Source organism: Pseudoalteromonas sp. MMG005 (assembly GCF_018101015.1).
In the GTDB taxonomy this organism is placed as follows: domain Bacteria; phylum Pseudomonadota; class Gammaproteobacteria; order Enterobacterales; family Alteromonadaceae; genus Pseudoalteromonas; species Pseudoalteromonas aurantia.
This window is the reverse complement of sequence record NZ_JAGJEK010000002.1, coordinates 318,276-340,564: the sequence shown is the minus strand read 5'-3', so window position 1 is coordinate 340,564 and position 22,289 is coordinate 318,276. Positions and strand designations below refer to the sequence as shown.

At 39.3% G+C, this 22,289-nt stretch carries 14 protein-coding genes and 1 other RNA gene; 6 read left to right on the top strand and 9 right to left on the bottom strand.

Features of this window, described 5'->3' with window-relative positions; all coding sequences use genetic code 11:
- Position 1 precedes the first annotated feature (1 nt).
- Positions 2-1,180 carry a TniQ family protein gene (locus J8M01_RS03470; protein ID WP_211057001.1) on the bottom strand — a complete coding sequence of 393 codons (1,179 nt, stop codon included), beginning with the start codon at positions 1,178-1,180 and terminating at the stop codon, positions 2-4.
- A gap of 39 nt (positions 1,181-1,219) precedes the next feature.
- Positions 1,220-1,525, bottom strand: a complete 306-nt coding sequence (locus J8M01_RS03465; protein ID WP_211057000.1) for a helix-turn-helix transcriptional regulator — start codon at positions 1,523-1,525, stop codon at positions 1,220-1,222.
- Between the two features lie 142 nt (positions 1,526-1,667).
- On the opposite strand from J8M01_RS03465, the gene J8M01_RS03460 reads away from it, so the two are divergent.
- A complete protein-coding gene (locus J8M01_RS03460) occupies positions 1,668-2,750 on the top strand; it encodes a hypothetical protein (protein WP_211056999.1) in 1,083 nt (360 codons plus the stop codon).
- Between the two features lie 258 nt (positions 2,751-3,008).
- Positions 3,009-5,204 (top strand): AAA family ATPase, encoded by a 2,196-nt coding sequence (locus J8M01_RS03455; RefSeq protein ID WP_211056998.1) that lies wholly within the window; start codon positions 3,009-3,011, stop codon positions 5,202-5,204.
- A 129-nt stretch (positions 5,205-5,333) separates the two neighbouring features.
- Here the strand turns inward: J8M01_RS03455 and J8M01_RS03450 are convergent, their stop codons facing one another.
- Positions 5,334-10,763 (bottom strand): hypothetical protein, encoded by a 5,430-nt coding sequence (locus J8M01_RS03450; RefSeq protein ID WP_211056997.1) that lies wholly within the window; start codon positions 10,761-10,763, stop codon positions 5,334-5,336.
- Between the two features lie 624 nt (positions 10,764-11,387).
- Between J8M01_RS03450 and J8M01_RS03445 the strand changes: the two genes are divergently transcribed.
- The 3 genes from J8M01_RS03445 to J8M01_RS03435 all read left to right on the top strand — a co-directional run bounded on the left by J8M01_RS03445 (position 11,388) and on the right by J8M01_RS03435 (position 13,937).
- Positions 11,388-12,851: a hypothetical protein gene (locus J8M01_RS03445; protein ID WP_211056996.1), complete on the top strand. Its 1,464-nt coding sequence runs from the start codon at positions 11,388-11,390 to the stop codon at positions 12,849-12,851.
- Positions 12,852-12,965: 114 nt separating this feature from the next.
- Positions 12,966-13,589: a hypothetical protein gene (locus tag J8M01_RS03440; protein WP_211056995.1), complete on the top strand. Its 624-nt coding sequence runs from the start codon at positions 12,966-12,968 to the stop codon at positions 13,587-13,589.
- 36 nt (positions 13,590-13,625) lie between these two features.
- Positions 13,626-13,937, top strand: a complete 312-nt coding sequence (locus J8M01_RS03435) for a hypothetical protein (protein WP_211056994.1) — start codon at positions 13,626-13,628, stop codon at positions 13,935-13,937.
- A gap of 208 nt (positions 13,938-14,145) precedes the next feature.
- On the opposite strand, the gene J8M01_RS03430 is transcribed toward J8M01_RS03435, so the two are convergent.
- The 5 genes from J8M01_RS03430 to J8M01_RS03410 all read right to left on the bottom strand — a co-directional run bounded on the left by J8M01_RS03430 (position 14,146) and on the right by J8M01_RS03410 (position 18,900).
- Entirely contained in the window at positions 14,146-15,159 is a 1,014-nt protein-coding gene (locus J8M01_RS03430; protein WP_211056993.1) for a TniB family NTP-binding protein, read from the bottom strand.
- A gap of 2 nt (positions 15,160-15,161) precedes the next feature.
- Positions 15,162-17,003 (bottom strand): Mu transposase C-terminal domain-containing protein, encoded by a 1,842-nt coding sequence (locus J8M01_RS03425; protein WP_211056992.1) that lies wholly within the window; start codon positions 17,001-17,003, stop codon positions 15,162-15,164.
- Positions 16,993-17,622: a TnsA endonuclease N-terminal domain-containing protein gene (locus tag J8M01_RS03420; RefSeq protein ID WP_211056991.1), complete on the bottom strand. Its 630-nt coding sequence runs from the start codon at positions 17,620-17,622 to the stop codon at positions 16,993-16,995. The genes J8M01_RS03425 and J8M01_RS03420 overlap by 11 nt, the downstream gene beginning before the upstream one ends.
- Before the next feature lie 132 nt (positions 17,623-17,754).
- Positions 17,755-17,851: signal recognition particle sRNA small type (gene ffs / locus J8M01_RS03415), an RNA gene on the bottom strand.
- Between the two features lie 122 nt (positions 17,852-17,973).
- Positions 17,974-18,900, bottom strand: a complete 927-nt coding sequence (locus J8M01_RS03410) for a DUF3014 domain-containing protein (RefSeq protein WP_211056990.1) — start codon at positions 18,898-18,900, stop codon at positions 17,974-17,976.
- Positions 18,901-19,051: 151 nt separating this feature from the next.
- On the opposite strand from J8M01_RS03410, the gene J8M01_RS03405 reads away from it, so the two are divergent.
- Positions 19,052-20,203 (top strand): patatin-like phospholipase family protein, encoded by a 1,152-nt coding sequence (locus tag J8M01_RS03405; RefSeq protein WP_211056989.1) that lies wholly within the window; start codon positions 19,052-19,054, stop codon positions 20,201-20,203.
- A gap of 7 nt (positions 20,204-20,210) precedes the next feature.
- On the opposite strand, the gene J8M01_RS03400 is transcribed toward J8M01_RS03405, so the two are convergent.
- On the bottom strand, positions 20,211-22,184 hold the full coding sequence (locus tag J8M01_RS03400; RefSeq protein ID WP_211056988.1) for a monovalent cation:proton antiporter family protein: 1,974 nt from the start codon (positions 22,182-22,184) through the stop codon (positions 20,211-20,213).
- Between the last annotated feature and the right edge of the window lie 105 nt (positions 22,185-22,289).

Sequence of the window (22,289 nt, the reverse complement as noted above, 5' to 3'; positions counted from 1 at the left end):
ATCACCATGGTGGTACAAATTGTTGTTGGTTATTAGGTATGTTTGGTGCAAAAGACTGTTGTAGTTCAATAACCTGTCTGAGGTAAAATACATTATCGCTCGGATTTAAAAACGCATTCTTTTTAGGTGGCTGAGCAGCTGCTAAAAAGCCCTCTTCGTATAACCTAAACACTTGCTCGGTACTTGTACCAAGAATTACGGCGGCATCGAGCATAGAGAGCAGAAGCTCACCCAAGTTTGGGTGTTTTTTCTTTGGGTTTTGCTCAACGAGCTTGGTTAAAAACGTAATGATGGCCAACTGCACCGTGTTGTAGCCTTGCGAGCCAGCGCAGCCTAGTTTGCTGTCTTTAAGCAAGCTACCGAATACATCATTAAATGGGGTGTGATTAAACGGCCTAAGCTGTTTTATTTTCGCCAGTTCAGCGGTGCTACGTAGTTCACCCTCAAACCCACTGGGCCAGTTAGAAAAGTAGCTAACAAACAGCTCGCTAAACTCATCGTCTTCATAGCTGATAGATTGCCACTGGCTAAACCAAGCCATAAGCCCAACAAGTTTTGCAGCGGCACCACTTGCAAGGGCATTTGCCAATTTATAATCCGCTTGGTTTACTTTTGGTCCTTGCTTGATTACAGCACCACACTCACACTCTAAAAACACCTCAGACGCTCTGTAATCAACTTCAGCATCACATTGCTCACATATTCTGGTTAATTGCTGATTATGCTTATGACAGGCTTTATAGGCGCTTAAGTGCCAAAGATAAGGTATGTACGCTTCTTGCTTTAAACATTCGGTGCAAACAGGAATGTTAGACTTGCGAAGCAACTGACGAGGCACCAATAACCCACCACGAGAAACCGCCGTGATAGCACCAAACTGTGCATTACTGCGAAGCCAACATAAGTTAAGCAGCTCAGACGCTTCAACCCCTGCTAACTGCGCAATCAACCGCAGTGCCCGAACACGGAAGTTACTCGACTGCGATGCCTTATACACATCAACCGATTGCAGCTCGTTTGGAAAAGCTCCCTCAAGCTCATGATCTTGCGTTACCAGCCAATCCCACAAAATATCGGCCATATCAGCAAAACCAAGATAGCCATTGTCTTGAGACAAACGAAGCAAATAGCTTTCAATGGTTTCATCAGGGTATGGAGTTGTTTGAGAAAGGAATTGCATTTCAAACCCAACCTAAGGAATCCTTAGTTTAGGTTTAGTTTACTTCTCTGAAGATTTCAAGTCTTTTAACTTTTGTTCTAATTCAGATTTGTTTAATTTGCCGAGCTCCAATATAAGTTCAGCTAAAACATCTTCTTCACAATAAAAATAAGCTACCGGCACGCCCAACTCATCAGCAATACGCTTCATGGTTGTAAAGTCAGGTGCATGCTTACCTTTTTCGTACTGGTTCATTCTTGCGCTGGCCGTGTTGGGCTCCATACCTAAAGCAAGACCAAGCTTCTGCTGGGTGTAACCAGCAGCTTTTCTGGCTTCTTTAAGGCGTAAGGGCGTTGGTGATTCCATGAGTACCTTAGCTACTAACTTCAATAGCTAAGATTCTCTTAGTATAGCGCCCACTTTGGTACTAAGGAATACTTAGTTAATTAGGATGTAATTTTTAAGTATATTTTTAAATCAACCGTAAACGTGCACAAGGAATGAAGCATTGCTCATATTTGCACGCAACAAACTAGGTAAACTAGTTTCTATTGATGAAGTTCCAAATGGCAAGTTATGCCAGTGCACATGCCCTGGCTGTGATGATGAACTCGTAGCAAGAAACAGAGGGAAGATAAAAGCTCATTCCTTTGCGCACACCTCAAAGCCTGAGAAAAGCTCTTGCTTAATGACCGCTCTGCATAGATTCGCGCAAGAATATTTAGCTTCTCAAGAGCAAATATTACTGCCTTCAGTTAAATGTAAGCACATGGGTAAAACCAAAATACGGCCTACAAAACTCGTCAAAATATTACAAAGTTCAGTAGAGTCTCCCTTAGCTAAATACAAAATGGATGTTGAACTGGAAACATCAGTGGGAAAAATATTTTTTGAAGTTAAAGTCACTGCTGACTGTAGCAATGAGAAAGTAAACTTTATAAAAAGCAACAAAGTACCAACGTTAGAAGTCGACCTATCTCAATTCATTGAGCAACCTATGGAAGCTGTTATTGATGCGCTTCGTAATATAGAACCTTACTCACATTGGATTTACAGCTGGTGTGATGACACCCTCAAAAATGAGATAGAAAAAGAAGTCGAAGCTGAACGGCTCGCTGCCCAAAGAGCATTAGAACGCAAGAAAAAAATAACCAAGCAAGCAATACATTACCTAACTCGAAAAAGCACTATTGGTTTACCCGCAAAAGAGTTCCCATTTACCACATTTATCGGAGCCAGAGAGTATAAATTACAAGCGAAAGTACTCAATGCTGGTTCTTGGAACTTCAACCACTTCAATGTGATTATCGAGACTGAAGACTACATATTAGCGACTTGCCAAATACTGAGCAAAAAAGGAAAGGAAGGTAATAAGCTTTATATACTCTTCCCATTTAATGATGATGCATTACGTAATTTTAACCCTGTGCCCAACTCTGCGGTACTTTGTAGGTTGTTTAGAAAAGGAAGCTATCCCTATAAGTGGTTATCATTTCCTAAGCCAAGCCCTCATAAGCTGCAACAGGCTCAACTCAAAGCAAAACAGCTAAAACGAGAATCACTGGAATATTTCGATAATTATTCATTGTAAGAGCAATCTTTCATCTTAACAGTCGACTCATAAGATATAATCAAACTTGGCCATCACATATATGACAAAGTCGGACATTGATTGATAACTGGCTTATGCCCCAAGACGTGTTTAGTTCATTTAAAAATTAAACCTTTCTTTGTTTCTAATATCTACATATGCTGCCAAAACTTATAGAACTTGATTTCCAACACATATATGTGTAACTTTTTTGTTCAATTTATACGTCGCTTTTAGTAGTAACCAAGGATTAGGTATATGATCGAATCAATTTCTATGCAAGGAGTAGCGAGCTTTCAAAATCCTACTTCTGTATCTTTAAACACAAATAAAAAAGTAGTGCTGTTTTATGGTCATAACGGTACTGGAAAATCTACAGTAGCAAGTTATTTGCAAGACACAACACACAGTAATTATAGCAATTGCAGTCATTTGTTACCCAACGCTCAAGACTATCAAATTCAGGTTTATAACACAGACTTTGTTGAAAAAAACTTCTCTCAAGATAGCTTTGAGGGAGTGTTTACTTTAGGTGAAACAAATGTAACGGCTGAACAGACTATAAGTGCTGCTGAAGAAGAAATCGTAAGACTAGAAGAGCAAAGAACCCAAAAGCAAGCGCTTAAAAAACAGCACGAAGATAAAGAAATAGCTCAAGTTAAAACAATTAAAAATAATTGCTTTGAGATTAAGAAAGAGCATGACAAAAAAGATCTGGACCACTGTTTAATTGGCTTTAAAGGTTCGGCTTCTGCGTTTTATGATGAACTTCTAAAAACAGACCTCATCGAAACACCTGAGTACACGTTTGAAAGTTTAGCGACTGAATCTAAAGAGCTAAATAATAAAAGTGCTGTACCAAGAAGTATGATTCCTAATGTTGTTTTAAACCTGGCATCAAGTGAATCAAATACCATTTTAACTGAGGTAATTGTAGGCTCTAGTGAAAGCTATCTAGCGGAGCTAGTGAAGAAATTACAAAACTTTACCTGGGTTGATAAAGGGCGCATTTATCTCGATGATGCTGAAGGTAAATGCCCGTTTTGCCAACAAGCTATAGATGAGGATTTAATTGAAAATATAAACAACCTTTTTGACGTATCATATGAAGAAAAAAAGGATGAATTAAAGACTCTAAAAAGCGGATATGAACAATCTATCGAAACTTTAAACGAAGCATTATCAGCTACTCACTATACAGCTCTTAATGATACAAAGTTTGATCTGGCAAAAGAAAAAATTTCAGGTGTACTACAAGCAAACCTTACTAAGCTAGTACAAAAGTTAGCTGATCCAAGTATCAAAGTTAGCCTGGAATATACGTCTGGTTTAGTTCAGGCTCTCAATGATATTATTAATGATAAAAACACTTCTAGAAGGGCTTTCAACACTAAGCTCAGCAAGAAAAAAGAGTCTCTCGCAGCTATTAAAAAGAAGTTTTGGTCTTTGGTTCGTATAAAATACGATGTGGCTATAAAAGCTCACGATACTTTAATTGAATCTATTAAAACTGATATAGAAACAGTTAAAGGGGGAGAAGAAGTCCTCACTATAGCTATTCAAACTCAAAATGACGTTATCGCTGAAAATCGTAAATTAATTACCAATATTGAAACGTCCGTAATCAGCATAAACAACCAAATAAAATCGATAGGTTTAGAAGGTTTCGAGATTAAACAGAAACCAGGAGAAAGTAACCATTATTACTTATGTCGAGGTGCTTCTTCGAGCGGTCACAAAGTATATAAGTCGCTCAGTGAAGGAGAAAAAACGCTCATTACTTATCTATACTTTTTAGAATCGTGCCAGGGAAGTGTAAACAGTGACTCCCCAACCCCAAAAAATAAGAAAATTATTGTTGTAGACGATCCTATATCGAGCCTTTCTCATAATTACATATATGAAATAGGCGCTCTCACACACAAAAGACTTATTAAAGGCTACCAATATGCACAAGTGATCTTACTTACTCATAGCCTCTATTACCTGCATGAAGTGATGAAATATTTACCTAAAGGGAAAGATAATGCAGGTAATGACAAATTTGATAACAAATGTAGTTTGTTTAGGGTATTAAAAAATACAAACAGTAACATTTTACCTATGGAGAAAGGTGATATAAAAAATGATTACCAATCATATTGGCAGATCATAAAAGATGCTCAAAACGGCACTACAAATAACATTGTTTTACCTAATATTATGAGAAATATTCTCGAGTATTACTTTTCTTTTGTACATAAGACAGATGCTTTAAAAGCCGCCTTGGATGAATTAGAAGAAACGGATGCACAATTTTCACCTTTCTTCAGGTTCATAAATAGAGAGTCTCACTCTGACTCCGTAAACATTACAGATCTTGGAGAAATCGATTCAGAGAGATTTATTGCCAAATTTAAGGATGTATTTATCAGAACAGATTTTGAAGAGCATTATAACAAAATGATGCTTTGACAAGATTGTTGGCACTATAACTGGACTTCCCATAGTTTGCTTATAACAAACATTTAAGAGTGATTCCCAACACTTGGCATTTTCATTCCATCGTTGGGTTTTGTGTTTATGGTGTACCGAACGATATAATCATAGTCGGCCAATTTTTCTTGTGAGTTCAAGGCCAAGTTTATGTTGATTATCTACCAGCCACCGAAGTAAAAACTGAAAGTTTGCGCGCTTATCTTCTGAACGACGCAAAGCTTTTTCCTCGTTTTCCCATATTGACAGAAGTAGTTTAGCAATTGCACTTTCCGTGTTTTTTCGTTCACGTTGCGACCAATTCTTGCTATGCACTATTACTACTTTTTTTAGAGAACTAAGACTATTAACGCGAATGTGAGCAGTCGCGTCAGATGTAAGCCATTGGGCGACAGAAGATATTTTCTTCGAATCTATTAGGTCTTGAGACAGCCACTCCCTTATACATGACCAAAGTGAACTAGCTAAGTCAGAATGCTGGGACTTCCATAGGTTTAAGGTGCTATGGTGTACACCATACAAAGCTAACCAGACATCCTCTCTGTTGTTCCAAGAATGCTCTTTGGGTAATTTAGACGCTTCTTCGATAAACTTAATACTAAGTTTGACTATGTGTCGAGGCATGGTGTCAAACTGAAGGATTGATAAATAGTAAAACTCAAGAAAAGTCTCTGCCCAACGGTGATACTTAGGGGGAAAGCTTAGTAGCTTATCCCATATAAACTCTGGGTTTTCTTCTGTTCTCATCATAGTTACCGCAAAAGAAAGCTTCTCAAGTAGCCAGACTTCATCTTCACTGGGGTATGTTTCAGAGTAATCACTTCTGCTACACTCTAGCCTCTTAATGCTATAAGCCAAAGAACTCTTCAAAAAGCCTACCCGGTATTCTCTCTCTTCATCTGAAATATTTTCAGTCAGTTGAGATGTGTACTTATGAGCAGTTTTTAACAACTCAAAGTCCATATGATCGTTGCGGTCTAATAGACCTATTTCACCGTAGCTCGCTAGTAGCTCTTTATTACCAATACTCTCCCAATCTATAAGAGAGGCATCTAGGCTTCCACTAACGAAACTTTCAATAAGATTTAAACACCAACGTTCTAGAGCATTATTTAACTGTTCTATATCCCCTTCATTTGAAAGATTATGATGACGTTTTATCCTAGCAATAAACTCGCTTTGCTTTCTCACATAAGAACACTCAAAAACGAGCCTTCGTAATCGTAATAGGTCTCCATATCGGCTTGGGGCCATTGCTTCAACACTACGCACAAGAAGTCCAACCGCCTCGTTGTGGAAACAAAAGGCCAATCTGGCAACCAATAACCTTAGTTCTGAATCTTGTGGTTTTAGCTGCCAAAGAGCAACAATAGCTTCTGCTGCGAAGCAGTCCCATTCCCAGGTGGAAACATTTTCATGAGTGTCTATACCACTATGTGGAGGAGGAGTTAAAATGAGTTGAGTTAATATCTCTTGGCACCACTTAGCCAAGTCAGGTTGTTTATTGACCCATTCAATGTGAAGACATAGAAGCACAGCAATCCCACCGCAAAGAGCATTTGCTGATAAATTTGGAAGTTCAAATTGATCAAATATTTCAGAGTTACTTTCTTTTTCGGGTCTATAGCCTTGTTCAAAGTCTTTTTGCCAGATTTCTTTTATGTTTTCTAGGTTTTCTGTGAATGCTTCCAATTCACTCTCGGACATACACTTCCCATCTTCAATAAAACGTCTGCATTGACTTTGATATAGAATAAGGTCGCGGGCTCTGAATATACGGCTAGATTGGTCGTTTTGTTGTTCTTCTTCTGATTGAGGGGGAGTATAAGTGAACGCTTTTACTATGCCATCTTCTGACATGACAGGGCTGTAGTTGTCCTTAGTAAAAGAATGGACGAGCTGACAAAGTCTTTCACTATTTTCACAGGGTTGAATCTCAGCAATTATTTTTTCCCACTCAATAACCTTTCTCTGCAAGAATTTGAAAACACTATCATTTGTTAAGAAAAGACGACAGGCAATATCCCAAAGTTTTAAATTGCGATGAGGGAATGCATTAAATTCCCTTTGAATTTTTGTAGAGTATGAATCTTGTCGTAGTGATACCATATCAAGATGGCGACGTCCCTGAGCTTGAACTTGACTCTCCCAAAAATAAAGTTCAGCTATCCCAAGCAACGGCATTAGAGAACCTGTGAATAGGCTAGTTTTTTTACGGCCAACATCTAATAACAAGTGAAAAATGGGAACTGATTGTGCTCGTTCTAGGATAGTGCTGAGCATAGAGTGAATATCAGCAGAATCTATTTCAGTGTATAGGTGCTGCTCGAGAGCCATAAGTGCTGATGTTATGATGCTGTTTGGTATAGGACTCCCTAAACCTGCGGACCACCCAAGGGTTCGACCATCCCCTAGGAATGTTCTTTTGATACCGTCAACCTCTACTTCGAGAACTCCAAGAGAGTTTGAATCATAGATATTATGAGAAGTTTTGTTTCCTTCATATGTTCGCCGTTCGAGCCATTGCTCTGAGACGTGATCAATTATCCTGCATATTGTTTCGACACCCTCCACAAAATTTGCCTTTAGCAAGTCGAGAAAAGGACCTCTAAAATGTGCTGGAGTAGGCCAGGAGTAAAGGGATTCAAAATCAGCATCCCACTCTCGGCTCCTTGATGCAGTTGGAACAATGGATGACTTAGGCGTAAAAAGGCATGACAATATAACTTCACGTGCCACTTTAGGTCGGTACAGAATTATATGCTTTAGCCCCCCTTTCTCTAACACAGCAGAACGAAAAAAATCACTAACTTCATTATTTGGCGCATCTTCAGAATGTTCATATTCTAAGTCGTGATATATGTTACTACAGTCATAGAAATTAGTAGGAGATTCTCTTTTTATTTCTGTAGTGCGCTCCGATGCTTTCAATGCAAAATCGATAACTTCCTTTTCACACTCAGGAAACCCTGACAAGGCAAGAATAAATAAATCTGTTATTGAGAGTTCTTGGCTTTGTCTATGTGCAGATGTAGAGAGCGCATATTCTCCGAGTAGAATGCCTATTTCACCAGTTTCTCGTCTGTACCTGGTTTGTGGCTTGGTGTGATCCAACCATAACTTAGCCACTTTACAAATTTCATTAGGTGCAATTTCGGAAATTTGTTCTCGATAAGCATAAAGGAACTCAAGTACAGCAGGCCAATAGGGCCAGTTGGGGTATCTGAATGAACAAGAAATATCAGTATCTTTAAGACCAAACAGCTTGCCAACTTTCTTCATCCTAGGGTCTGGTAACGTTGCAAAAGCCAAGAAACGCTTTAGTAGGCGGCGAAGGAGATCGCTATTATCTGATAAAAGTTCATCTTTAAGTAATTCTAAGTGTGTCTTGGAGTCCACGGCAAAGACGATAGAATCAAGAAGCAAATCAGCTGTAGATCCCCCTCCAATTTCTTGGAGACTGCGTAATAGAGTTTTCCAATCTTGCACATCTCTCTTAGTATCAAGCAGTTCAATACCTAGGAGTCGAATAGCTCGGAGCCATAAAGGGGAATCGATACGAGATTGCAAGAATTCTAGAAGGTAATCCTCCTTAGAATGTAGTAGGCGTAGACGAGCCCAGTCGGCGAATAAGTCGTGGGAAAAAAGAACATTACTGTATTCATCGATGATCAAAATCCCATTTGATTCGAATTCTTCAACAATCGCTATTTCAGAAGAAGGGAGATCTGTCATCGGGATTGAAAGTCGAAGTTTGTCAGCTTGCATTTCTGCTATACGCATCAAGATTAGATTTCGACGGTGACGATATTTTCCGCTCAATACTTGGCTTTGCCAAAACCAAGATGCAACACTATTTTCACCAACTAAGGGATCTTCATAGCCAGATCGATTAATCTGAGATGCTATTAAATCGAGAACTTTTAGGTTCTGAAGTAGCGGAGTTAAGTGTGGTTCTTGTGCTATTCGACTAATTTTTGGTATAGAGTCCCAAACAGGTGATAGCTCATTATGACTCGGGGGTTCACATTCGTATAATGCCCAACCGGAGGTATCAATACCTACGTCATGTAGACGTTCTTCTAAATGTGGCCAATCCTGAGTTTGGCAAGTAACTATGAGTTCACATAAAGCATCTTCTTTATTTACCCTAAGAATATTCAGTAGGTCAGATACGATTGACAGCGATGAAACTTCAAATACCCGGTCTAGTCCGTCAAGTACCAATAATTTGGAGTTAGAATTGTATTCAAATACTTGATTAAATGGCATCCCAAGATTCAAGTCTGCGTTGAGTGCAAGTAAATCTGGGCGCTCAAGAGAACTACCTCCTAACCAAAGAGTGAGTCCATTCTGAGAATCTAAGTTTTCGGTGTAGGTTCGAACGAGTGCGGACTTTCCTGCTCCTGAGGCCCCAAGGACCACTACGGTTTTACTCGCAATTAGATTTTCTTCAAGGGCATTCAATTGTTCGGTGCGTTCAAGACAAATGTCGCCAATAGTGTTTCGGATACGTTTACGCGTTAGATCCGTAAATTTCTTAATTGTTGTCCAAGCCTTTTCATGTGAAGGTAATACTGTTGCAACTGTGCATTCAAGGTGTTCTAGTCGTTCACCTTGCTTTGATAGAGCTTTTTCAACATGTTGCTGCCAGGTTTCAAGATGTATGAGTCCATTACGAGTGGCCCAATCACGTAATTCGTCAACACTCCGAGAGGTAATCTCTTGAAGACAAGCACGAGTAAGAATTCGCTCAGATATTTCTGATTTTGAGGATGCTAATAGAACCTGATAAATAAGAATCTGAGCGAACTCGCTTGCTGGAAGTTTGGACATTGAGGGTTCAGCTTCGATAGTTGTCTTGAGCTGCTCTTCTATACCTGAAGCAGAGCGTAGGTCTGTTATCCAACTTACTGAAGTGAAAAATTCGGTCCAACTTTTATTGTCCTCTTGAAAGCCAATCGCGACCTGTACGTCTTTAGCATACTGCTTTTCGGCACTTGATGCCTCGCGATCATCATCTGATATTTTAGGCTTTAGATACTTATCAAATAGGGCATTAATTGCTGCCGTTAGTTTTTCAACCTCAGGTTTTAGTTTTCCATTCTTCTGTTCAAGTAGTGAAGACCAAGTAGATATGACGTCTATCTCCAGCTCTAGCCGTTCTTGCTTTTTTGCCTTCTTAATACCTGTAGATGAAGAGGTCTTCTGAGTTTTTAAACTTGCTGTAGTTGCGAACACCATGCGAACATTTCGACCACCTTCTTTATGATATTTGTATGACAACAAAAAATTAAAGATAGATTCCCAAACTGCATCTGACCTAACGTTGACCGCATCAGTGAGATCTTTGAGCTGTGTTTCACTCACACCTATAACTTTTCTATCAGAGTCAAGAATGAAATGATCTAAATCTTCGCGACCTTCGACAACAAGTACTTCATTTTTGTCAAGATTAACCCATTGTAGAGCGGTGTAAGTTACCTGAGTTAAATAGCCTCGAATACTAGCATTAGCAGCTCGACTGAGAACTCCCAATGCGTGTTCTATGTTGGCTATATCAGATGAAGTGACAGTATGGGTCATGGTAAGGCTCTTTCTACAATACGGAGGTACGAAAAATGAAGTTTGATTTACTACTCGTGATGTATCGAATGCATGTGTCTGTTAAACGCTTTTTCGAAGCCCAGCACAAAAAGGTGGGTAAATAATAACTAATTGATATGCAATTGTCTTTATTAGTTTGTTGTCGACATCTAAGTTTAGTTATTTCCCCATACTGGAGCTAATTCGCAGATCGCTAATCTAGCTAAATTACTGACACATTTTTGTAAGTTTTTTTGAGGGCAATAAGTTGTGAACGTCAGCTCATGGCACTTTGCCGAAATTCAGCTTTGAGCGATAACCAGACACTGAAAAAGTTAAATTTATTCCTACTTCTTTGGAGGAACCTAATTTTGTCCGATAACATTATTAAACGCCGTTTCGGGGCAAAATAACATGTTTAATTCCTCGCTATTTTAATTACTTGTTTACAAAGGTAATTATCGGTGAAATTATCAGGGTATGTGATATACGCCGTTTTGGTGTGTTATAAATCACCAAAATGGTGCTCAATAAGCTGTTAGCATTCAGTGTTATACAGATAAATAAGGAATATAAATGAATTTGGAAGAAGTAACATTTGGCAATCAAGTTGCTGAGAATGAAGCAAATGCTCTATCTACATATTTCGTTGAAACACAGCCTTGGAAGAAATTATTTAAAGGTGAGGTTGATATCATATTTGGTAGTAAAGGTGCAGGAAAAAGTGCCCTATATACTTTGTTACTGAATAAAAGAGATAGTTTATATGAAAGAAATATCTTTCTTATATCCGCAGAGAAGCCAACAGGTAAAACAGTTTTTTCTGATATGTCCAGTGAACCTCCTACTCAAGAAAATGAATTTATTACACTTTGGAAAGTATATTTTTGTCAGCTCATCGTTAATTGGCTTATAGAAAATGAAATGTGTGAGGGGGCTGCTAAGGTAGTCGCGGATAAGCTTGTTGAAGCTGGATTGATTGAGGAAAAAAACACAATTAAGAGATTGTTAGCTAGCGCAAAGAATTTTGCTAAGCAACTAACTAGGGTTGAAGGTCTTGAGGGAGGTTTAGGGTTAGAAGGAGGTGTTTCGGGAAAGATTACATTTCATACTCCTGATCAAGAATTAAAGACTAAGGGATATAGCTCTGTTGATGATCTCTTGGATACACTGAATGAATATCTTAGTGAAATCGGGAAGGTAGGGTGGATTCTATGTGACCGATTAGATGTGGCGTTTGACCAAACTGTTGAATTAGAAAAAAATGCTTTGAGAGCCCTTTTTAAAGTTTATAGAGACCTAGAAGAGTATGAGTCAATTTTTCTTAAAATATTCTTGAGAGATGATATTTGGAATAGAATTACTCAGGAGGGATTTAGGGAAGCGAGCCATGTTAATAGAGATATAACAATATCATGGAATAGCAGAAATCTTTTGAATTTGATCGTAAGTAGAGCCCTTCAAAACACTCTTTTGCTCGAACAATATAATGTAGATAGTCAAGAAATATTAGCTGACTATGATAAGCAAAAAGATTTTTATTATAAGATGTTTCCGAAACAGGTTGACGTAGGAGAAAGGCAATCCGAAACTTTCGAATGGGTACTAAGTAGAATTAGAGATGGTTTAAATAGCACACCACCTAGGGAATTGATTCACTATTATAATGAAATGATATCGCAAGAAATAAACGAACAAGATATTGCAAACAATAATGTGGAAGAGCCAAACATTATAAGTAAAGTCGCAATAAAAAATGCAGCTTTTGAGGTATCTAAAACACGGATTTTAAGAACACTTTTTGCAGAACATCCTGAATTTAAAGAAGATATACTTGCATTTGAAAATAAGAAAGCAGAGCACAATGTTGAAACGCTGTGCACTGTTTGGGGAGTCAATTCTAATAAGGCTCTCACAAAAGCAAATAAGCTTTCCGAGGTAGGTTTTTTTGAGCTGAAAACTGCTAAAAATGAAAAAGTATATAAAATTCCTTTTATCTATAGGTTTTACCTGAATGTTACGCAGGGAAAAGCATACTAAAAATGCTAACAAGGCCATGAAGTCGGATTCGTAACAGTTAGCTCGTTCCGCTTCGCTCCATTACAGCTAACTGTTACTCACCGCTTATGGCGGCGTTAGACATTCAATTGAGTAATGATGTTAAAAACTGGAACTTATATTTTATTCTACGTTCTTTTTGCTGACTATGTTGGTGGAGTTTTCTTAGTAGGTCGTAACAATAGTACTATTTTAATGAATAGTGCGGCTAAGGGGTTTATTGTTGTGCAAGTAGTAATATTTCTTGCTGCAATATTTACTCTTTATAAGGTTCAAGATGTTGAAACAGGCTATTGTAAGAAAATTAACTATTCTGATAAATTCAAAGCTAAGCTTTTAATAAAATATGTAGCTATTTGGCTCGCAATAGCTCTATTTATAGATTTATTATTCGCTATACTTCTTGGTTCTGAATTTTGGGCTGACATTAATCCTTTTGATAGTTGGCTTGTTTTTTGTTTCGTATATATAGTTTATAAATTTTCCAGTTCATTGCAGGTAAGTTTTAATTGCCAAGATGAAAACATGAAGTGCCATAGGTTAGGGCTATTAACCTCTTCAATCATGAAGTTTAAGAATGTAGATTTAACTGATAATCAATTAGTCATCACCTCTGGTGATGAAGGGAAATACTTTTTTCATTTAGATAGATTTACATTAACAAATCGAGAGCGGCTAGTTAGCAATTGTTTAAAAATGTCTAACAAGGCGCCAAACTAGGACAAAATTAAATAAGCGTTAGGTGCTAAGGGAGCTATGCCTACATTTCTTAAGTTTTTATTGCTAGCAATTCCAGTTTTATCTTTCGGGGTATTTCTTTCAATTCAAGAGAGGAATTCAGTATTAGATTTTGTGGCTGAAGGTACCGTTGTTACTGCAAAGTGGAATACTAAGAATCATCAAATGTCGTTGTTTGAAATTAAACCCGTAAAAGGCACTATAAAAAAGCTTCACCACTCCAGAGTAACCCTCACACAAGAACAGATTAAAGTTGGTGATCATTTTAGTAAACAGTCAGGTTCAACTCATTGTTTTATAAACAAAGTTAAAGTAGAGTGCATCAAATAGCACCTAACAAGAGATAAAGGTACTGAGCGACCGTGTTTGGCACAAAGCAGCCCTTCGTCTCTAACACGTCTATGTCCAAAAATGAGTTAGATCGTCTGTCCGTTGTTTTCACAGTTCATAGCTGACTTAAAAAATAAAAAAATCTACCCTAATCATATATAAATTGCATTTGGAAATTAGGCTTTAAGTTAAAACGTAACTACAAAATTTACTTCTTCAGCAACTGCACAAGTGGCACTTTCTTACAAAACTGGGTATCTATAAATGGGTCTTCGTCTTGAGGCCCATCAGGTTTAAACGTTGAGTACTGTTCCACTTCACAACCTTGAATTTCATTAACATTCATCTCAAACACATTGTCGAGTTCTGGCCGCCAAGCCTTAAATGCAGAACTTAGACAATGCTTGTTTAGCGTTACTGCATCAGTGATAAGTGCTTCAGTAAGTACTGAGTCTAAGAAGTTTTTCAGCTTTCGAAGGCAACCATTTGAAATGGCAAAAAGCGATAATGCAATATCCAAATCCTCAAAACGAGGCTTGTCTGAAAATGGCAGTCTATTTGCAAATCCTTTAAGCACACGAATAAAAAGTTGAAGCTCTTCTTTTTTTGAAATTTTAAAGTAAGGAATAAAGCGGCGAATAAAAATACGTGATGACCACTGAGGCTCATCGGCTATTTGATCTATCCAAGGCATACCGACTAATACAATGGAGATCCCTGCTTTTTCATTGATGTATTTAAACTGGTTCGCAATGTCTCGGCGCTTTTTACCTAGATTGTTCTCAACAAGCTCTTGAAACTCATCAATAATAATTAGTTCCGTACCCGAGCGCTTTAATTGCTCAACCAAGCTTTCAGCCAGCGCTATCTCATTGCCATTTCTAACTCGCTTGCTAGATTGAGCACCAAACTGTCCAAGGTCGTGTAGTAACTGCTTTAAAGTGGATTCAATTGATGGGTTACTCGGTATTCGGCTCAGCAGTACAGGTACTTTGCGCCGGCCATCGGCAAAGTGCGGTGGATTGCTATTGCAGTAATGTTGAATGAGTGCCGATTTACCACATCCAGTATCACCACTTAACATCATGCATGGCTTTTCACCTACAAGGTCATGGTGCACTCGCAGTTTGTCGAAGTCGTTTATGATGGTCTTTGGTATGGTGTATTCAATAAACACCGCTTTGAATTGATTGAGTTTTGCCTTTTTAGCTTCGGTCAGCATAACTAAAACGCCTCAAGATCTGAGACAAAGTCATCCCAGTTATCACCGTCTTTTCTAGGCTTCGTATCAGCGGGGGTTGGTTCGGTTTGCTTTGTTTTAGGCGTTTTAGCAATGGATTTGACTTGAGTATTATCTACGCCCTGCGCTCTAGCAATTGCTTTGGTGCCAGTGACTTTGGTTTTTGACCCTACGTTTTTAAGCTGTCGCGCTTCTTCTTTCACTCGCTCATCAATAAATTGCCGCGCCTTGGCAAGCCCCAATAGATCTACTTTGCCTTGAATGTAGTCTCTGTGAAACTTAAGATGGATTTTATGCCTGATCAGAGACAAGCCAATTGTGTAGCCCTCTGAGTCAATGCTTGGCACTTTTATATAGTGCTCTAAGGCATCTAGGTAGACGTATACATACGACAGATCATCTGGGTTTATTTTTGCCTTTATCTTGATACTTGTTTTAGGAGTATATTGTTTACGATATAAAGTTAATTCGTCACTATTATATCTGATATGTAGATAGGTAATTCCGCCTTTACGTAAAGTGACCTTTTTCGCCATACACATAACAACATCAAGTTTGTCAGTATCTTGTTCCGTTAACTGTGCAGGAGGCAGTGCAGCAAACCCTTTGTTCCAGTCTTCATTGGGGATGTATCTAAATCTCGCATCAGCTGATTGATGATAAATATCAACAATCCACTTATGAAACAACATAGTGAAGGTGCCAAAACGCAATATGGCATCTTTTTTTGGGTTGTATTCATGCTTGGCAAGCATGTTTGAGAATGTTTTACCCGGCAATGGCGAAAGCAACATATCATTGATTGTTTTAAAGAACTGCTCAATGAAGGGCTTTAGCCAAGGTTTACCAACAGAATTATAACTAATGTTTATGCCAACTTCTTCGCATGCAAGTTCTAATGACTGACACCAAAATTCGGCACCATTATCAACCACTAAAGTTTCTATCTTTCCGCAACATGGCCATTCATTTACGACTTCTGAATAGGTGTTCTTAAGGTAACTTTTTGACTTCATCGCATGACTTATTGCTCTGCGCACAGCATCATAACTAGGGCTCTGAAAACCTAGATAAAAACCAACAACGCAGTGGCTGTAAACATCAATGAGCAAGGTTAAGGTTGGTCTTCCCAATGGCACATCAAGTTCATCGTCCAGTAGAATGAGATCCAGTGGTGTATGGTCTATCTCAACTCGTTCAAGCACTCTAGTAGGCCTTTTATGGCTCATCACTTTGTTGTATTCAATATCGGCCAAGCGTTTACCATAGCGCTCAACCATCACGTCATATTGAGGCAAGTTATCAATGCGGTTTTTAAACGCTTTATAAGTGAGTGGCTTTAGTGGCTCACCTAACACTTTGTCGTTCTCTAAAACGATTTGATCGCAATAGTATCGATACGCTGACGCAACAGACGGCATTTCTCTGGTTAAATAACGAGTGAGAGCAAGTTCAAAGAATTTGTCTGTATCGGTGCGGGCTTGGCGGTTGCCCTTACGATGGTGCTTTGGGATCAAAGCATGAATGTCTTCCTCGGCTTTAATATAGTCAGCGTGCCACCCAGCAACCGTGCGCCACTTTGGTTTTTCTTGTCCTTGAAATTCAGGCATTTCATCCAGTAATGGTGTTAAATTTTTTTGTGTCCAACCACCAATTAAACGCTGTTTAAGCCACTTGATATATTTAAGTCGAGCAAGTGTAGCTGCCTGCACTTCCTCAGGTAGTGACTCTAAATCGCGAGGTTGAGGGTTAGGCTCTTCCGCTTTAGCGGTTTCAACTAACTTTTGGGGTTCTTCCTCAACGTTAAACTCGTCTTCAAACTCCATCAGCCCAAATCACCGACTCTAACGTAAGCTCTGTGTTTAAGTCTGAATTAACACTACCTAAAGACAGTAACCGATATACAGAGGCAAGTACCTCACCGATGGAGGCTTTTAGCGTCATTGCCAAGTCTTGAATGGTCAGTTTTCGAAACTGATTAAGTAGCTGAATAATGGAAAGCTGAAGGTCGGTTAATGACTGAAAGCCAGAGTAACGATGAAGCAACTTTAAATTATCTAAGGTTGGATAAACACGAATTTGTTTATCAGTAACTAATATGAGCTCAATACAAATGAGTTCTTTGGCAACTAACTGCTTTTGCGCAAAACGTGCTCTAAATTCAGGATTTGCGATTTTACTGTAAGGCTTAACTTCAATATATTTTTGCGGCTTCTCATGATGCGTAATCAAAAAATCAGGCGTGTAACGACAAATTCTGCCATCAAACTCATATTCAAACCCTAACGGTTGTGCTTCAAAGGTTTTTATTTCACGAGAGTATTCAAAGTGAAAGCATGCATCGAACTCTAAGGATGATTCTACTAAGCAAGTGGCTTTGTTCTTTTGACTTGCAAACTTGTAGAGGTTTTTAACTCTGGAGTGCTTTAGTTTACGCCTGATCATAACCATCACCGAACATGTGAGATGATTTAAAAGTAGGCTATGCAGGGTTATATTTCAATTTTTATGCGGGGTTATACTACAAATTTGCAGACTTATACTTCAAACAACAAAAACGAGGAGATTGGGTGGTAGTCTTACCAGCCACATCTCGGCACACAAGTCACACGCTGTGGCTGCTCCCTTCCGGGCCTGACCAGGTTCACATGCTATTGTTGCGAGAGGACCAATAAGACCACCATAGTGGGCCTTGTTAGGCGCGGGGTAATTATCTCTAGAATTGTTATCAGTTACAAGGAAAAACTCATTAATTACGACCAACTGCTTAAACATCAAACAATTGGTCGTAGTAATTTACTCAGCTAACTGCTTTTGCAAGGTCACTAAACGTTGTTTTACCTTTTTCATATTATTTGGCCCCATACGTAAAAACTGCTTTTGTACATCACTTAACTGCTCCCATTCAGGATACGCATAGCGATAAGTCACTGAGTTTTTGATCAATGGTAAGGTCGTTTCAGGCACTGGGGTGTCTAATAGCTCTTCAATAGCTTGTACCAGCACACCGTTAAATTCATCACCTTCGTAACCAATCTCTTCGTAGGCTTCTACAATAAGGGGTTGAAATTGCTGATATAAGCGTACAATTTGTGCAGTACTTAGATTAGCAAACATGGTGGCATATGGGGTATAACGCTCATAACTATTAGGGTCTGTCACTATGATATCGTCTTCTAACGCCATAAATGCCTCTGCTGGGCGATTTACTGGCATGTGCTTTTTCGCTATGGTCCCTTTGGCGGTATTATCAACAAATACCACCATGCGTCTGATCATGTCATCTGATACAAACAACTCAACCGACTTTTCTGCCATGTATTCTGCAATACGATTGCGTACCGCGTTATCGCTATCGTCCAGCTTCAAAGGCGCTGGCGCTGCAATGTTAACGTTTGCAACCGGCTCTGGCTGCACTAGGCTCGGCTGCGTATTAATCGTGGTATTAACTTGCTGTTGAGATGCCGTGTTTTCACTATTTGACGCATTCACTGCTTGCTCTGCACTAGGCTCTGCTTGTTCTGGTTTTAAACCTGCCGTATTCAGCTGTGAGACTTGTGCTGCGGGTACTACGACATCTTGCTCAAACTTTTTATTTTCCTTCGGGTTATCTTTTTTCATCGATAACACAAAAACCGCCACCACAATAAGGGCCATAGCAGCGATCGCCGCAAGCAACATTTGGCTTTGAGAAGGCTTTGATGGGGAGGAATGTTCTGACATAGCAGCTCCATTAATTGGTTTAAAAACAATATTCTTTGAATATTTTAAAATAAAAACATAAAGTAAAGGTAACAAACTTTACTTGCAAGAGTACAGCCATACATTACTGACGACGTTTGTACCAAAAAGTTCATTCTATTAAAGGGGATTTATGAGTATAAAGCAACGCAATTCAGATAAACCAAAGGTTGCTCTGTTACTCACCGGGGGCGGTGCCCGAGCTGCATACCAGGTCGGCGTACTAAAAGCGCTCGCGCAAAGTATGCCTCGCACAGCGCCATTACCTTTTCAAATCATCAATGGCACGTCAGCAGGAGCCATCAATTCTGCCGCTTTAGCCTGTTATGCTTCATGTATGCATTTGGCCGTGCGTAAAATAGAGTGGGTTTGGAAGAACTTTCATACGCACATGGTTTATAAGAGTAATTTTAGTGGCGTTTACGGCAGAATATTCTCTAATATCATGCGCAGCTTTAAAGCTGAATTTTTAAACTTGCCTCCAGCCAGCTTACTCGATAACACTCCGCTACGTACGCTGCTCAGTGAGGTATTAGATTTATCTCGTATTGACCGAAACTTACATAGACATTATTTAGAAGCGGTGTCCATTACCGTATCTAGCTATTCTACCGGAAAATCAGTGGCATTTTATCAAGCGAATAATGTTCAACCATGGCAACGCTCAAAACGAGAAGGAGTTGCTGATAATATTACGCTTGATTTGCTCATGGCATCCAGTGCTATTCCTATGGTGTTTCCCAGTGTTCGAGTAAAACATCATTATTACGGCGATGGATCAATCCACCAGCTTTCACCACTAAGTCCATCGATTCATTTAGGTGCAGAAAAAATATTCATTATTGGTGTTGAACAGCCAAAGCCGCATCAACCTCTGGGCTACGAGCCGCACTTCCCTGGTATGTCTACCGTTGCAGGGCATTTACTTGATAGTGTTTTCAGCGACACATTACAGTCTGATTTAGAACGGCTTGAACGGGTTAATCGTACCGTGGGGTTACTACCAGCACGAGATAAACATAAAGAGTTAAAACAAGTGTCTACGCTATTAGTCAACCCATCTGAAAACTTTACTACGCTAGCTTCAGAGTACTATGACGATATGCCTATGGCAATAAAACTACTATTGCGTGGAATTGGTATAAAAAGGCATTCTCAATCAAGTTTAACCAGTTATTTATTATTTGAAAAAGCCTATACACAGAAGCTAATGGAAATCGGTTTTAACGATGGTATGGCTCAGCTTGACGAGATCAGAACGTTTTTACACTTAGATAAAAAATAAAGTGCACTTATGCCAAGCCCTCAAGTAAATATTGCTCTGCCCGTTCAACTCGTCTTGGTTTGCCTTTTAATAATAAGATATCGTTAACCAATAACATTGTTTCCTCAACGGGCGAGTCTATCTCTTCACCATTGCGACGCAATGCGGTGATTACAACTCTTTGCTTATCCAAGGCCAACTCTTTAATGGTTTTATTCACAGCATAGGCCGATTCAGGTAAAGCGATAGCATGAAGATACTCAAGCCTATCGGTCGAGTGCTCTGATAAGTCAGCACTGTCACCCGCAAAAAAACCATGTAAGTACTCATACCTATTTTGTCGCTCTTTGCTTACCCGCTTTAAAATCCGGCGCATCGGCACACCCGACATATACAACACATGTGATACCAGCATTAAGCTTGCTTCTAGCGCTTCAGGTACCACTTCAGTCACCCCTAGCTGCTTTAACGCCTCTAAATGAATGTCGTCTCTCATGCGTACTAAAATCTTTACCTCAGGTGCGGCTTGCTTTACTGAATCTATGAGCTTTTGACATTGCTCAAAATCTCCACAAGTAATGATCAACAACCGTGCTTTATCTACACCCGCCGACTCCAATATAGCTTTTTGTCCTGCGTGGCCAAACAATACGGGTTCACCCGCTGTTTGCGCTTCTTGCACCAGTATTGGATTGCGCTCTATTGCAACATAAGGAATGGCTTCAGGCTTCAAAAACCGGGTGATCGTTTGCCCTACTCGCCCGTAGCCAAGGATCACAACATGATCATTTAACGCGTCGACTCCTAAGCCATGATGAAAGTCACCTGAGAAGCGCTCTTTGTCTAATTTAAACCAACTGAGAATGCGCTCAGTTTGTTCAATTAAGTACGGCGTCAACGCCATTGAAAGCACCCCTAAGGCAATTAAGAAGGAGGCAATATTGGCATCTAAAAGTTGATGTTTGCTGGCCAGCGCCACCAGTACAAAACCAAACTCGCCCATTTGCCATAATAAAATACCGGTTGCAATAGCATCCTTTTTACGTTCGCCCATCAATTGCGCAGAAACCATAATGATCAACAGCTTAAAAAATAGCAATGCGCCTAATGCAAGTACAATGTATAAAAATGAAGACACAACATAAGGTATATCAAGCTGCATACCGACGGTGACAAAGAATAACCCCATCAAGATATCGCGAAACGGTCGTATCTCAGCTTCTAATTGATGCCGGTATTGGCTTTCACCTAACATCATTCCAGCTAAAAAAGCGCCCAAAGCCATCGATAAACCAAACAAGTAAGTTAATCCACCCGCACACAATGCGACAACCAATGTGGTTAGCACAAATAGCTCATCGGTTCTAACTAACGCTACTTCATTGAATATTTTAGGTAGTAACCACTTACCCACAGCCCATAAAAACACACATACTAGAGCGCCCTTGGCCAATGCAAGGCTCAAAGCACCGACGAGTACTTGATTGTCTGATTGCGCAATTAAAGGAAAAGCAATAAGCAACGGAACTACGGCAATGTCTTGAAACAGCAACACACCAATTGCGAGCTGGCCACTGCGTAAATTAAGTGAACCGGATTCTTTCAATAACTTTACAACAACTGCCGTTGACGAGAGCGCGACTAAACTTGCAATAACAAATGCTTCAAGCCAATTGAATTGCAAAAACCACAACAGTACAGTACCTAATAACGTGGTCAATACAACCTGTAAACTACCTAACCCGAACACCAAATGACGCATTGCCATTAATCTAGGAACTGAAAACTCTAGCCCAAGACTAAATAATAAAAACACAATGCCAAGTTCAGCTATAAAGTGCATTTCATAGCTAATCGTCATCCAGCCAATACCATGGCTGCCAGCAAGAATACCTGTCACTAAATAGGCTAAGATTGCAGGTAAACCAACGCGTTTAAACAACCACACTAAAATTACAGCGGCAAGTAATAGCGCAAACACTTCGGCAAATATAGTCTGCAAACAGCCTCCTGAGCGTCAAAAAGTTGCTAATTAAATGAACAAGCTTTCATTAACTATAGCAAGCAGCTGTTTTTCAGCCAGTTTAAATTTATGGCACGAATTTAG